At 70.6% G+C, this 13,864-nt stretch carries 12 protein-coding genes and 1 pseudogene; 6 read left to right on the forward strand and 7 right to left on the reverse strand.

Features of this window, described 5'->3' with window-relative positions:
• Positions 1 to 335: 335 nt before the first annotated feature.
• The gene (locus ACMXN5_RS00275; RefSeq protein WP_439673394.1) at positions 336 to 1,235 is read left to right on the forward strand and encodes a LysR family transcriptional regulator; all 900 of its coding nucleotides are present in this window, start codon (positions 336 to 338) and stop codon (positions 1,233 to 1,235) included.
• A 184-nt stretch (positions 1,236 to 1,419) separates the two neighbouring features.
• Here the strand turns inward: ACMXN5_RS00275 and ACMXN5_RS00280 are convergent, their stop codons facing one another.
• Positions 1,420 to 2,343 (reverse strand): helix-turn-helix transcriptional regulator, encoded by a 924-nt coding sequence (locus tag ACMXN5_RS00280; protein ID WP_439673395.1) that lies wholly within the window; start codon positions 2,341 to 2,343, stop codon positions 1,420 to 1,422.
• A 203-nt stretch (positions 2,344 to 2,546) separates the two neighbouring features.
• On the opposite strand from ACMXN5_RS00280, the gene ACMXN5_RS00285 reads away from it, so the two are divergent.
• The gene (locus ACMXN5_RS00285; protein ID WP_439673396.1) at positions 2,547 to 3,128 is read left to right on the forward strand and encodes a non-oxidative hydroxyarylic acid decarboxylases subunit B; all 582 of its coding nucleotides are present in this window, start codon (positions 2,547 to 2,549) and stop codon (positions 3,126 to 3,128) included.
• A gap of 57 nt (positions 3,129 to 3,185) precedes the next feature.
• Complete coding sequence (locus ACMXN5_RS00290; protein WP_439673397.1) at positions 3,186 to 4,661, forward strand: UbiD family decarboxylase; 1,476 nt, start codon at positions 3,186 to 3,188, stop codon at positions 4,659 to 4,661.
• Positions 4,662 to 4,740: 79 nt separating this feature from the next.
• On the opposite strand, the gene ACMXN5_RS00295 is transcribed toward ACMXN5_RS00290, so the two are convergent.
• From ACMXN5_RS00295 to ACMXN5_RS00320, 6 genes and pseudogenes are all read right to left on the reverse strand, one after another.
• A complete protein-coding gene (locus ACMXN5_RS00295; RefSeq protein ID WP_439673398.1) occupies positions 4,741 to 5,217 on the reverse strand; it encodes a hypothetical protein in 477 nt (158 codons plus the stop codon).
• A 107-nt stretch (positions 5,218 to 5,324) separates the two neighbouring features.
• On the reverse strand, positions 5,325 to 6,134 hold the full coding sequence (locus tag ACMXN5_RS00300; RefSeq protein WP_439673399.1) for a carbon-nitrogen hydrolase family protein: 810 nt from the start codon (positions 6,132 to 6,134) through the stop codon (positions 5,325 to 5,327).
• 71 nt (positions 6,135 to 6,205) lie between these two features.
• Entirely contained in the window at positions 6,206 to 6,886 is a 681-nt protein-coding gene (locus ACMXN5_RS00305; RefSeq protein ID WP_439673400.1) for a GntR family transcriptional regulator, read from the reverse strand.
• A 190-nt stretch (positions 6,887 to 7,076) separates the two neighbouring features.
• Positions 7,077 to 7,379: pseudogene (locus ACMXN5_RS00310) on the reverse strand (flavin reductase family protein); the annotation flags it as partial.
• Positions 7,376 to 7,825 carry a 4-hydroxyphenylacetate 3-hydroxylase N-terminal domain-containing protein gene (locus ACMXN5_RS00315; protein ID WP_439673401.1) on the reverse strand — a complete coding sequence of 150 codons (450 nt, stop codon included), beginning with the start codon at positions 7,823 to 7,825 and terminating at the stop codon, positions 7,376 to 7,378. The gene ACMXN5_RS00315 and the pseudogene ACMXN5_RS00310, both read right to left, overlap by 4 nt.
• An 11-nt stretch (positions 7,826 to 7,836) precedes the next feature.
• Complete coding sequence (locus ACMXN5_RS00320) at positions 7,837 to 8,499, reverse strand: DUF2848 family protein (RefSeq protein WP_439673402.1); 663 nt, start codon at positions 8,497 to 8,499, stop codon at positions 7,837 to 7,839.
• Positions 8,500 to 9,770: 1,271 nt separating this feature from the next.
• On the opposite strand from ACMXN5_RS00320, the gene ACMXN5_RS00325 reads away from it, so the two are divergent.
• From ACMXN5_RS00325 to ACMXN5_RS00335, 3 genes are all read left to right on the forward strand, one after another.
• Entirely contained in the window at positions 9,771 to 10,289 is a 519-nt protein-coding gene (locus ACMXN5_RS00325; RefSeq protein WP_439673403.1) for a hypothetical protein, read from the forward strand.
• A gap of 349 nt (positions 10,290 to 10,638) precedes the next feature.
• Positions 10,639 to 11,970, forward strand: coding sequence for a choice-of-anchor A family protein (locus ACMXN5_RS00330; protein WP_439673404.1), 1,332 nt, complete (start codon positions 10,639 to 10,641; stop codon positions 11,968 to 11,970).
• Between the two features lie 141 nt (positions 11,971 to 12,111).
• Positions 12,112 to 13,563 (forward strand): PAS domain-containing protein, encoded by a 1,452-nt coding sequence (locus tag ACMXN5_RS00335; protein WP_439673405.1) that lies wholly within the window; start codon positions 12,112 to 12,114, stop codon positions 13,561 to 13,563.
• Positions 13,564 to 13,864 lie beyond the last annotated feature (301 nt).

Below are 13,864 nucleotides of genomic sequence, written 5' to 3' on the forward strand. Positions count from 1 at the left end.
GGGTCAGTGGGTTTTTGTGGCCGCGGGAGCAGTCGCGGCGCGACCGGGCCCCGCCAGGGGGCTCGAGCAAACGGCTCCCTGGTCGCAGCGAGCAGGAGAGTGCCGTTCGGGGGCGACAGGGGTGCTTTCGAAGACCCGCGAGGCAGTCCGGCCGGCCGGCGGCGGCTCGTCGCGGATCGGGAGACCTTCATTGCCGCGTCCTTGCGCTCGGGGACGGGTGAGCCCTCGAGAGCGCGGAGTGTGGCCTGCATCACTGTGCGGGGGTTTCTAAATCCTGGCCTTCAATCCCCATGCTGTCCAATGCCTGTATAGCTTGATCGCGATGCTTTGGAGGCATGGTGGAGATTCGGGTGCTGACGTACTTCCTGGCTGCCATCGACGCCGGTTCGATCACCGAGGGCGCGCGCCGCCTGCGCGTCTCCCAGCCGAGCGTTTCCCGGCAGCTTCATGCGCTGGAGAAGGAACTGGGCGCGGATCTGTTCGAGCGGGGGAAGGGGCCCGTGCGGCTGACCCAGGCAGGACGTCGCTTCGAACCGATCGCGCGTGATCTGGTCCTGCGGGAGAGGGGCGCCCGCCGTGTCGCGGGCCTCGACGACCCGGCGTCCGCGCGCCTGACCGTCGTCGCGTCCTTCACCTCGATCACCCGGATCATCGCGCCGTTCACCGCGGAGCACGGCAGCGGCCTGCCCATCATCGACGCACTCGAGGAGACGCCGTCCCGGATCTTCGATCGGGTGGTCGAAGCGGAGGCCGACTTCGGCATCTCGACCCTGCTGCCGCCCCTCACATGGGAGAGCCGGCCGCTCTACTCGGCCGGCCTGATGGTCCAGGTGGCGCCCAGGCACGCGCTGTACGGAAGCGACACAGTGCGCATCGAGGAGCTGATCGAGTTCCCGTTGATCCTGATCGACCGGACGAACCCGGCACGGACGGTCTTCGACGACGCCCTGGCCGAGGCGGGACTCCAACCGACGCGCACGACCGAGTTGAACTCCTCGTACATGGCCCAGGCGCATGCGGCCTCCGGCCGCGGCGCCGCGATCGTCACGAACGCGCCCTCCTTCGGGCTGCACCCGGTTCGCGTCATGCTGGGTCGCAGCCAGGTCAGAGTCCGACTCGTCGCAGGATGGGATCGCGGGCACTACGCCGCCCCGCTGATCGAGCGTTGGCTCGATGACTTCGTTGCATGGCTCCCCGGCGTGCCGGATCTGGCTCCCGCCGACTACCCGGCTTGACCTTCCACCCGTACGGCCGCGGTGCCGGTCGAGCGTTCCGACACATCCGGGAGCCCGGGGAGCTGACAGGCGCTCTCGTTCGGTCGTAGGCCGCGCCGGCGACGATCGGCAGCCGGGCGCCGCTCCCGCACCGGGGTCATGTCGCGCGATCGCAGCACACCGGCGGCCGGGGCCGGCCACGCTGTCATCCCAGGCCGGTCTCGTGCCCGTGCGTGCGGGCCCGGGCCCGGAAGCCCGCCGGGGTCTCCCCGGCACGCTGCCGGAAGAACCGGGTGAACACCGTCGCGGACGGGAAGCCGAGGCGCTCTCCGACCGTGTGCGTCGCCAGATCGGTGTGCAGCAGCAGCCGCTTGGCCTCGGTGACCAGCCGGTCGTCGATGAAGGCCTTGGCACTGCGCCCGACGGCCGCGTGCGTCGCCCGGGTCAGGGTGCGCACGCTGTAGCCCAGCCCGGCCGCATAGTCCGCGACGTGGTGACAGCGTCTGAAGTTCTCCTCCACCGCCCGCTGGAAACGGCGGAAGGTCTCGTCCCCCGCTGTCCGCCGACGATCTCCGCCCGACAGGTGCGAAAGGCGGAGCACCAGGATCGCGAGCAGGTGGCGCACGACCTCGACGTGCACTTCCAGCGGAAGGTCGCGCAGCCGGTGGTACTGGCCCTCCCGCATGGCCAGGGTCTGTGCCACTGGTGCCTCGGCTTCCGAGACGGGCGCGAGCGGCAGCCGCCATGCCCGCCGGTCCAGGTGCGCGGCAGCGACGGTGGCGGAGTCCAGGAAGCTCGGCTGGAACAGGATCACGGTCCCCCGCGGTGCCGTGCCCGTGCCGTGTGCGCTGTCCGGCGGGTCGGCGTCCCGAAGATCACGGAGCCGGAAGATCTGGCCCGGTCGCGCCCAGAGCCATTGCCCGCTCTCGATGACGCACTCGGTCAGGTCCACAGCACAGGGCAGCCGCCCCCGGTGCAAGGCGACCAGCAGGTGGAAACTCGGGCGGACCGGTGTACCGGCCCCGGCGCCGAGTCTGCCGATCCGTTGGACCCACCCGGGCAGGTCGGTGACCTCCACGCCGGGCGGTCCGCCGGGCGTGGTCGGGAAGGGCACGTCCACGACATCCACAGGCTGTCCGTTTCTGCACATAGGGCGTCCGAGTTTATCCGCAGCCCGACCGCTCATCCCTCTAGCGTTACAGCAGTGCAAAGCCTGCCCCCCATCTGCGACGGGTTCTTGGCGCGCAGCCGATTTCCGCGCGCCCGCACTGTACTGACCGAAACTGCGCACCCGCACAGGGCTGCGCGGGCCCGACCGAAGGAGCGAGGAGCATGCGACTGATCGTGGGGATGACCGGCGCGACCGGGGCGGTCCTCGGGGTGCGCCTGCTGGAGCACCTCGCAGCCGATCCGGCGGTGGAGACGCATCTGGTGCTCAGCCGCTGGGCCCGGGCTACGGTCGAGCTGGAGACTGGCCGGTCGGCACGCGACCTGGCCGAGCTCGCCGACGTCCTGCACAGCCCCGAGGACCAGGGCGCGGCCATCTCGTCCGGCTCCTTCCACACGGACGGCATGGTGGTTGTGCCATGCAGCATGAAGACCCTGGCCGGCATCCGCACCGGCTACGCCGAGGGCCTGGTGAGCCGGGCGGCGGATGTTGTCCTCAAGGAGAACCGGCCGCTGGTGCTGGTCCCGCGGGAGACCCCGCTCAGCCAGGTACATCTGGAGAACATGCTCGCGCTCGCACGGATGGGCGTGCGGATCGTCCCGCCGATGCCCGCCTTCTACAACCATCCCCGCACTGCGGAGGACATCGTCGACCACATCGTGGTCCGCATCCTCGACCAGTTCGGGTTCGACGTCCCGTCAGCCCGCCGCTGGACGGGCATGCGCACGGCCCGGGCCGTCCCCTGACCTCCGCCTCCCCTGCTCCCGCGACGATCCGTCTCCCCGACCCAAGGAAGCGACACCATGCCCCACTCCGACCCGGCCCTGGACTTCCGGGCCTTCCTCGACGAACTGCTTGCCGCGGGCGACGCAATCGCGATCGAGCAGACCGTGGATCCCCACCTCGAAGTCGGCGCCGTCACCCGCAGGGCGTACGAGACCCATGCGCCGGCACCCCTGTTCACATCCCTCGCCGGAGCCGAACCGGGCTTCCGGATCCTCGGCGCACCAGCCGGACTCAGCAGCCTGCCGCAGGAGCGGCACGGCCGCATCGCCTCCCACTTCGGACTGCCGCGCACCTCGACCCCGCGCGAGATCCTGGAGCACCTGGTCCGCGCCATGCACGCGAAGCCGATCCCACCGGTCGTGGTCCCCAGCGGGCCCTGCCGGCAGAACGTCGCCACCGGCGACGCGGTCGACCTGGAGCGGCTCCCGGTGCCGCTGCTCCACCAGGAGGACGGCGGACGCTACCTCGGCACCTACGGATTCCACGTCGTCCAGAGCCCGGACGGCAGCTGGACCAGCTGGTCGGTGGCCCGGACCATGCTGCACAACCGCAATACCCTCGTCGGGCCCGCGATGCCACAGCAGCACATCGGCATGATCCAACAGATGTGGCGTCAACGCGGCGAGCACACCCCGTGGGCCATGGTCCTCGGCGCTCCGCCGGCCGCGCTCGCCGCGGCGGCGATGCCTCTGCCGGAACAGGTGAGCGAGGACGGCTACGTCGGCGCGCTCACCGGCCGGCCCGTCGAGGTGGTGCGCACCCAGACCAACGGCCTGCACGTCCCGGCGCACGCCGAGATCGTGCTGGAGGGGTACCTCAGCAGCGACGAGACCGCGCCCGAGGGCCCCATGGGCGAGTACCACGGCTACGCGTTCCCGGAGGGCAGGCAACAGCCCGTCTTCCATGTCGAGGCCGTGACCTGGCGTGACGACGCCGTCCTGCCTGTCTGCGTGGCCGGCCTGCCGCCGGAGGAGAACCACACCGTCTGGGGCACGATGATCTCCGCCTCGGCCCTGGACCTGCTGCGCACGGCCGGACTGCCCGTCGACCTCGCCTGGTGCTCCTACGAAGCGGCCACCTGCTGGATCGTCCTGTCCATCGACCGCGCCCGCCGAACGGCTCTCGCCTGGACGAGGCGGCAACTGGTCGACGCCGTCGCCAAGGTGCTGTTTCCCTCCCACGTCGGCTGGATGGTGCCGAAGGTGATCCTGGTGGACGACGACATCGACATCACCGACATCAGCCAGGTCGTCTGGGCCCTCGCCACCCGCTGCCACCCGGCCACCGGCGAGCATGTCTTCCCCGACGCGCCGGGCATCCCGATGGTCCCCTACCTCACCCAGGACGAGGTCCGCACCGCCACGGGCGGAAAGTCCATCACCGACTGCCTGCTCCCGGAGGACTTCCGCGGCACCACAGCCTCGTTCCAGGGCTCCTACCCTCGGCAGCTCCAGCAGCACGTCCTGGCCGGCTGGCGAAGCTACGGATACTGAACCGTCCCCGCGTGCCCGGCCCGACGATGCGGCGTCGCCGTGACCGTGGTGACGCATTCCCGTGGCTGTATCGGCCGGGTCATCGCGTGGCCTTCACGCGCTGCTGAGCCCGGGCGAAGGCCACAACGGGGGGTTCTCCGGCGTAGTTCCAGGGGGCAGGCGTGACCACACCCCTGATCCTCTGGAAGACCGGCGCTGCCGGCGGTATACGGCGCGCCGCAACGAGGGCGAAAGCAAGCATGTTCAGGTCGCGCAGGGCTTCGGCATGAACCAGGAGGCCGTCTTGGGCCCACTTGGAGGTGCAGGAAGTCAACGTCGAGGTCGCTTCACGGCCGGACCACAGGTGTTCGGCCATGAAAGCATCGACTCCGCCCCCAGCCACCGTGCGGATGTACCGGTCGACCAGGGCATACAGCGGCAATCCTGCCACGGGAGCCGTGGCCGGCGCTGTGGCCCTCACCCGGTCTACGACCTCCAGACGGCAGACTTTGCCGAGTTCAGTGTCGTCGAGTTCCGGAGCCAGGCGTGGAGCCGGGATTTTACGGTTGAAAATCATGGTTCCCGTGCGGTTGAGGGCGGACGCTCTTCGAGAAGCGGCAGTTTCGGCGCGGCGGCACTCGGCACGCGGAGGCGTCTGCCTACCGAGCCGTCGCCGGAGAGCGTTCACGATCCCTTGATAGCCCCGAGCGGCACGCGGTTGGCGAGGACCGGAAGGGCTTCGCGGGTCTTGTCCAGCAGGGCAAGGTCGAGGTCTTCGACCAGCAGGCCGGGTTCGGGGCCGAGGGCGCCGATGAGGGTGCCGTCGGGGGCAACTACGCGGCTGCGGCCGACGCCGAGGGGGCCCGGCCCCGAGGGGCGGCCGGTGGTGGCGGGGTCGGCCTGCCCGCAGGCGGCGACGAAGCAGGTGGAGTCCACGGCGCGGGCGGTGGTCAGCAGCTGCCAGGCCTCGGGCTTTCCCGGGCCGTCGCCCCAGGACGCGGAGACGACGACGAGCTGAGCGCCGGCCTCGGCGAGGGCGACGAACTGCTCGGGGAAGCGCACGTCGTAGCAGGTGGCGAAGCCGACCCGGAGGCCCCCGATGTCGCGCAGGAGCAGTCCGATGCCGGCCTGGACGGTGTCGGACTCGCGGTAGCCGAACGCGTCATACAGGTGGATCTTGTCGTACCCGTCGGTGGTCGCTCCGTCGGTGACCAGGAGGGTGTTGCGGGTGCGCCCGTCGGGCGCCGGTGTGAACATTCCGGCGACGATCGTGACTTGGTGGGTGGCAGCGAGGGCGGCGACCTGCCGGGCCCATGGGCCGTCCAGTGGCTCGGCGATGTCGGCGACCGTGCCGGAGAAGGCGCACATGGCAGCCTCCGGGAAGACGACGACCTCGGCGCCCCGGTCGCGGGCGCGGGCGGTCAGGTCGGTGAGGGCGCGCAGGTTCTCCTGCGGGTCGGCGGTGCTGAGCATCTGGGCCAGGGCGATACGCACGGGGTCCTCCGGTGGGACGGTCGGTGGCCTGGTCCCCCTGCTGCCCTGCTGCCCGGGTGCTCCCGGGGGTTCTAGTGGGGCTGGAGGGTGACCAGGGTGGAGTTCAAGTGGTGGTCGATGGCGGTCGCAGCGGCCTGGGCGTCACCGTCTTCGAGGGCCTGCACGATCAGGGCGTGTTCGTCGCAGACCTCGTGCCACCGGGATTCGCGTTCCTGGACGGCCAGGAGGCCGGCGCGGGTCTGGCGGTCGCGCAGGCTGGTGTAGGTGCGGGTGGCGAGGCGGTTGCCGGCCAGGGCGACCAGCGCCTGGTGGAACTCCCGGTCGGTCGCGATGAACTCGCGGGCCTGCTCAGGGGTGTGCGGGCTGCTGTCGGCGAGCCGTCGCTGGCGGGCGAGGTGTTGGCGCAGCTCGGTAAGGTCGGCTCCGGGGCGGGAAGTGATCGTCTGCGCGGCGTTCCTCTCCAAGAGGCCTCGGATCTCGAACAGTTCGGTCAGCTCGCGAGCGGTCATAGCGGGGACGTAGACGCCGCGCTTGGGCAGGAGTCGCACCAGGTCCTCGGAGGCGAGGACGATCAACGCCTCGCGCACGGGGGTCCGCGAGACGCCGACGGCGTCGGCAATGGCCTGCTCGCTGAGAAAGGTGTCCTGGACCTTGGGGTCGGTCAGGACGTTCTCGCGCAGGTGCGCCAGGACCTTGTCCCGGGTGGAGAGAGCCTGCCCGGTCCCGGTATCCGCGGTGTCCGCCTGATTCATGGGTGAGATCGTATTCGTTCGGTGGGTGCCCGCTCCGTGAGGCTGCCCAGAGGGTCGGGCAGTCCCACGGAGCGGGGCCGGTCGGTCGGAACGTCCAGGGCATCGGGTCGCGCCCGAAGCCGAAGAACTCCCCGAAGTGCCCGGCGTCGAAGGCGAGCGCGGCGCCTTGGCGGTCCCAGGCGCCGGTGACCTCGCCAAAAACGACCCGGTGGTCGCCGATGGTGACGGCCTGGTGGACGGTGCACTCCGCTTGGGCCAGGGAGTCCTTGATCAGGGATATCCCGGTGTCGGTCACGTCGAAGTCGCCGCCGGCGAAGTGGTCCTGTCCCGGTCGGGAGAAGACCCTCGCCACGTGCTCCTGGCGCGACGACAGGATGGAGATCCCGAAGCTGCCGCACGACTCGATGGCGTTCCCGGTACGGGAGCCGTGCCCGAGGGAGACCATCAGGATCGGCGGTTCCAGGCTGATGGAGGTCAGGGAGTTGATGGTCATACCCTGCGGGGTACCGTCCTCGAGGGTGGTGACCACGGCGACGCCGGTGACGAAGTGCCCCACGGTGCGGCGCACCGCGAACCTGTCGGGGACCCGCAGGCCAGGAACGGCGCGCCGGCGTAGAACATCTCGTACTGCTGGTGGTGGTCGGGGCTGCGCCCGATCCAGCTGTGGGAGACCTCGGCCCAGGTTTCGATGGCCTGGCGGCGCTCGGCCAGTTCCTGACGGCCGGCCGGGGCGGAGAGCGCCTTGTTGATGACGGTGCCGTCCGCTCGGGTGGTCTGCATGCCGCGCTCGGGGCCGGCGGCCACGTCGAACATGGCGGCCACCGTGCGGGCGACGCCGGCGAAGGCGGGGTGCTCGGTGACGTTCTCGACGGCCTGGCCATCCAGGTAGACCTGCCGGCCGTCGTTGAGGCTGGACAGGTACTCGGCTCCGGTTCGCATCGGAGCTCTCCTCAGTTGGTCGTGTACTCGTGGCGGATGGTGATGCCGTCGGGGGTGGTCAGCTCGATGCCCCAGAAGGTGGCAAAGGCGAACCGGCCGTGCAGGAGCGGCACCGTGCCGCCGATGATCACGACGTCCTGGTCGTTCGTGACCAAGCCGCGCTCGGTCATGCGAGCCAGCAGGTCGGCGGGGTGCAGTAGCTGGGCGAGGCTGCCGTTCTGGTACGGGGCCCCCTGGGCGGTGCTGGCGAGGGTGCAGCCGTCCCAGTCGAAGGTGTCCGGGTCGAATGGGACGACGATCGGGCTGATCGGCTTGGGGCAGGCCTGTTTCGAGGCGAGGATGTCGACCCTCTCGATCTCGCGGTCGGTGTGGTCCGAGGCCACGCCCAGGTAGAAGCGGCTGCCTTGGCGCACGATCAGGGGCTCGACTTCGCCGGAGGAGGTCGAGGAGGCCGGGGCTCGGTGGGCGGTGGTCAGCAGGCCCGGGGGCATGGGATAGAACATCGGCACCTCGGGCGGCGGCGCGATGCCGATGGCCGCCAATTCATCGATGTGCGCCTTGACTTCGCCTTGGTCGCGGCCGGCATACCCGGCCACCACCACGGTGGCGTTCCGCAGTGGCACCGGCACGCCGTCGGGCGTGGTGAGGGTGACAGCGAGGGCGGTCGTCGACACGGACGACTCCTTCCGAGGGTTCGGTGCGTGGGGTCGGGTGGCGCCGCCGTTACGGGGCGTGTGCCTCAGGGAGGTCGAAGGGGCCGCAGCGCTGCCGCCGGCTCGACTCGATGTGCGGACAGTCCGGCGGATGTGCAGCCCCGGGTGGTCGCGACCGCAGGTGGCGCCGATGGCGGTGTGGACCATGGAAGGTGGCGGCCCATCAACCTCGTCAGTCGCCGCAGCGCTGCGAGCAAGAGCGGTATGCCAACTGTAGACTAATTGTATACAAGATGTCGACGGCTGTTTTCGGGTGGAGATCCGGTCTCCCCGGACGGTCGACCGAAGCGCTGCGAGGCAGGGCGGCAGTGCGCCTGAGGTTCACCCAGGGCGCCTGCGATGACGGGGTCCGGCGCCTCGGACAACGCCATCGGCATCCGCCTGTTCGACCGGGCCGAGGCCGCCCGCCCCCAACTCGCAGCAGCCCGGGCCGACACCGGCTTCCGCACCAAGGTCGTCCAACATGCCGCCGAACTCGGCATCAACGTCCGAGTCGTCGCCCGCATCGCAGACGTCAACGGCTTCCAGGGGCGAATCAACATGAAAGAGGCGCCCTCTGAGATCCGCTCTGACACCCGGTCGGCGAGTTCGACACTGTGCTCTCGACGGTCGTCCGCCGTTCGCGCCGCCCTTCGCACGTTTCGCGCACCGGCTGCTCGCGGGGGCACGAGAGTTGCGACGGCCCGCAGCCACGGTACTCATCAACGACTCCGCCGAGGACGCGGGTACACGAAAGCTTGTGTGACATGCCATCGCGTCGGCGACCATCGAGTGGTTCCACTCCCGGTCACGGGCGGACACCGCCGAGTCGTTCGCCGTCGTCACCGGGCGCCCACGCCACAACAGGGCCGAACCCGGGAGCGTTCGCCTACAGGTTTCGACGCGGCGGGCCGGAGGAACACCGCCGCCGGCGGGCCAGGCCCGGGGAGGCGGTGGGAGGTGCTCCTCGTGTGGCCGCCGTGATCTTTGAGCGGACGTTAAGGGGCGGCTCAACACCTCTTAAGGACGCGCGTTCGGGCAGGTCGCTACGGTGGCGGCCCGACGCAGGTTCCCGTGCCGGGAAAACACCGTTCCGTCCACGTGGTCGGGCGAAAGTGCGAGGTCCACAAATCGCCGTCAACATCCCGTCCGCGCGCCCGGCCCCGGGGCGCCGAGCCCACGCCCGTCCCCGAGGCTCCGTCGCTCCCGCGCGTCCGCGCCCCCAGGCACCCGGCGCCGTCCGGGAGACGACGATGCGGCGCGCCCGCCGGGCCGCCGCCTCCCTGGCGCTCTGGGTGACGACGACCGCGATCGTGACCGCGCTCGCCTGGTGGGGAGTGCGCGCGGTGCTGCGCGACACCGTCTTCGAACGGCCCCTCTTCCCCGCCGCGCCGCAACACAGCCCGTCTGCCCAAGCGCTGCCCCAGTCGTCGGAACGCCCCGCAGCACCGAGCCCGACCGGCAAGAAGGTGGTGGCGGTCCCGCCGCCCGCATCCACCCGTCCGCCGTCGAAGTCCCCGACACCGACGAAGAGTCCCTCCGACGCGAACGCGACGCCAGGGACCTACCAGGTCCTCGGCGGACGGGCGTCCTTCGAGATCGGCGCCACGTCGGCATCGCTCATCGCCGCGACCCCTGCGCCGAACTGGGCCGCGAAGGTGTGGAACAGCGCCGAGTGGATCCGGGTGGACTTCACCAAGGACGGGCACACGTCCTCCATTTTCGTCACCTGGAACGACCACCCGCCCGTGGTCTCCACCCACGAGGAATAGGCGGGTACGTCCGCTCCTTCCTGCCGCCCGACCGCGCCTCGTGCCGCCGGGCCCGGCTGCCGCCTCGTGTACGGCGTGTGTACCGCGGTGCGTGCGGCGTGCGCCCCCGGCGCGACCCCATCGAAAGCCATCGAACTCGAATGGTGCCGGTGCCCATCTGCGGGGGGCATGTCCCAATGCACGGGTCGATGCCGCGCCGTGCGGGAACACTCCCGCACCCGCCGGCGATGTTCTTGAGATTCTTTTAAGGCGACACTAGGCCGATATTAATCATGAACCACCGGATGTGCGACTTCATTTGCGGCAGAGGCTGCTAATCTTTCGCGTCGTGAGAATCAATGGAAAGAACATGGCGGGCGTCACCGCGGCCGTCGCCGCAGCGGCCGCTCTCGGTCTGATCGGCGCTGGACCCGGTTACGCAGAAAAGTCGGACGGCCGGTCGGCGTCCTGTCCGACCTCCGGAGAAATGCCGGCGATAGGGAATTCGCCGCGTTTCACCGACAACAATGTGGCGCTTTTCGCGGGCGGCGACTACACGGCCGACGGTGCGGCCGCAGAAGCCGAGGGCCTGTTGGTGGTCAAGGGGCGGGCGACGTTCGCGAAGAGTTCGGGCGGCGTGTTCAATGTGGGCCGTGTCGGTGCCGGTTCGGGCATCCTGCCGACCGCCGGCAACGTCATGCTGGCCGTCGGTGGTGATCTCTCGATCGCCAAGGGTACGACGGTCGACGTCGGCTCGGGGCTCATCGCAGGACCGAAATACGGTGGTTCGGTACGGATCGGCGGCTCCTTGAACACCATCGGCGTGTTGGAGACCAACGGCGGCGCCGCCCCGGCGCAGATGGGGCCCGCCCGCGCGATCGAGCCATACGGCGGCTTCGACCGGACCCTGCAGGACGAGTCCGCATCGCTCGGCGCACTCGGGCAGACCGGCACGGCGATCCGCTCGGGCGCGACGGTGACGTTCAAGAGCACCGCGGCGAGCGTCGGGAACATCCAGGTTTTCGGAATATCCGCCGCAGATATCAGCGGGGCCTCTTCGTTCGTATTCGAGGCGATCCCGGAGAACTCCTCGGTCCTGGTGAATGTGACCGGCACAACGGGAATTTCCATTTCACCGATGTCCGTCGGATTCAACGGGGAACGCGTCGATATCTATTCGTCACCCAAATACGGCCAGGCCGCTTCGCGTATCCTGTACAACTTCCGCGAATCCGCGTCCCTGACCCTGGGCGGCGGCGGCAACTTCATCGGGTCGATCCTCGCCCCCAGGGCATCGGCGGACCTGACGGCAAGTACCAACGGCCGTCTGTACGTCGGTGGGAACGTAAGAATGCACGGGACGGGCAACGAAAGCCACAACTATCCGTGGAGCGGCACGCCGGCCTTCGCCTGCAAGCCCGAACTCCCCGCGCCTCCCCCGCCGTCCGCGTCCGTCCCGCAGCCCTCCCGGCCGGGTACGTCCGAGCAACCGGGCCTACCCGACCGGCCGGCCCCGTCTGCGGAGTCTCCGGGCGCCACGCCGCCGGAGGCGGCCGGCCCGAACACGCCCGGCGACGGCAAGTCGCTGGCCGAGACCGGTGGTTCGCACGCAACCGTCCTCGCCGTGTCCGCAACGGCCGCGGTCGCCCTCGCGGGCGGCGCGGGCGTCTTCGCAGCCGCCCGGCGCCGTCGCCGGACGTGATGGCACGGCGACGCTGACCGGACCGGGGCAGGGCGGCCGAGGCCGCCCGCCCCGGTCCCGCTCGCAGGACCACGTCGCGGCATCCACCTCGCCTCCGACTCCGAGATTGGCGTCACAGTGAACTACGCAGACCTTGCACCCGTGGGGCCGCACACCCCCGCCTGGACACCGCCGACCACGACCGACCCGGTCCCGCCCGTCACCTGCGGCGCGCTCGCCCGTCGCACCGCACGCTTGCCGCGCATCACCGACGCCTTCCCCCAACCGGTCCTGCTCGTGGACCGCAACGGAACCGTCGTCGGCGCCAACACGGCCGCCGTCGACGGTCTGCAGGCACCCACGACCCACCTCCTGGGCCGCGGGGTTTTGGACATACTCCCGCAGTTCGACCTCGGCCGTACTCCGGGCGGCGTCGCCCGCGACGACGACCGGGACGACGGGCCGACGCGAATGACCGTACGGTGCACCGACGGCTTCGAGTTCACCGCCGAAGTCGCGATCCGCCTCGTGCGCCGAGCCGACCTCGACGACGAACCGGCATCGCCGATGTCCCCGCCGGCCGGGCCCGCCCCGCACGGTCTCGACCACGACGACCGCGACTTCCTGATGGTCACCGTCACCGACCTGACGTCGCAGCTCGCCGCGGAGCGCGCCTGCCGGCGCCTGAACCGGCAGACAAAGCTGATCCTGCGGGCCACCGCCGAAGGCATCGTCGGGGTGGACATGCGCGGCCGGATCGTGCTCGCCAACCCGGCGGCCACACGCCTGCTGGGACGCCCCGCGAGCGAACTCCGCGGTCGCGAACTCCTGGCCCTGGCACTGCACTCCACCGAGGACGGCAGCCCCCTGCCCCCGGAGGAGTCGCCGCTGACCGACACTCTGCGGTGGGGACGCAGCCACCACGACCTGGGCGCGGTGTTGTGGGGCCGAGACGACACGTGGCACCCGGTCCTGCTCAGCACCGTCCCGATGACCGACGAGGGCCACCTCGTCGGCGCGGTCGTGGCCTTCACCGATCGGTCCGCCATGCATGCGGCCGAAGTTCGCCGCGACCGGCTGGCCGCGGTCCTCGACCACGAGCTACGTGCCCCGCTCGACCGGACAGCGCGGATCCTGACCCATCTCGTCGAGGACCCGGCGGGCGTGTTGTGGCCCGAGGCCAATCGCATCCTGCGGCAACTCGCCGAGGACTGCGGCCAGGCCGCGCACCTGGCCGAGCGGCTGCTGCAACCGGCCGACGGCCCACCACAACCGACGGCCGAACTCGCCCGCCGGCAGCCACCCGCGGCGCACGTCGCGACGACCGCAGCCATCCATGCCCAGCCCGCCACACAGCCCGCCCGCCGGGGCAGCTACGCCGACAACCGTGACGACGACCTCCCCGACGCCCACGCCAAAGCGCAGCGCGGCCGCCTCTTCGGTTCACCCCCGGTCACCGTGCCGGGCACCGTCGTCGACGCCGGTCCACCACGCCGCCGGCACCGACAACGCCTTGCGGCGCCGCGCATCGTGGTCCGTGCCCTGGAAGCCGGTACGACCACGTCCACCGCGCCCGCTGACGGCCGAGGAGCCATCGGCGCCGACCGGACGTGAGCCTGCTGGATATCCACAACGCCCGTATACCCCGGGGGCGCTCGAGACTTGAGGAAGGACCGAACGTGGGAGAGCATCGCCGTCGGGGCAGAACCGGGAGCCACCGGCGCCCGACGTGGCCACAGACCGGGGCCGCACCGCTCGGCGCGCAACGGGGTATGGCATACGCCGTGGGTGCGAGCGTGTTGGCCTTGGGTGTCAGTGTCACCGTCGTCAACCGGGCGACCACTCCACGGCACGCCGTCGTCGAAGCGGCACCCGCCGCGGACGGGTCCCCGGCCACCTCCGTGTCGCTCATCCC

The organism is Embleya australiensis, assembly GCF_051903075.1.
Taxonomy (GTDB): Bacteria; Actinomycetota; Actinomycetes; order Streptomycetales; family Streptomycetaceae; genus Embleya.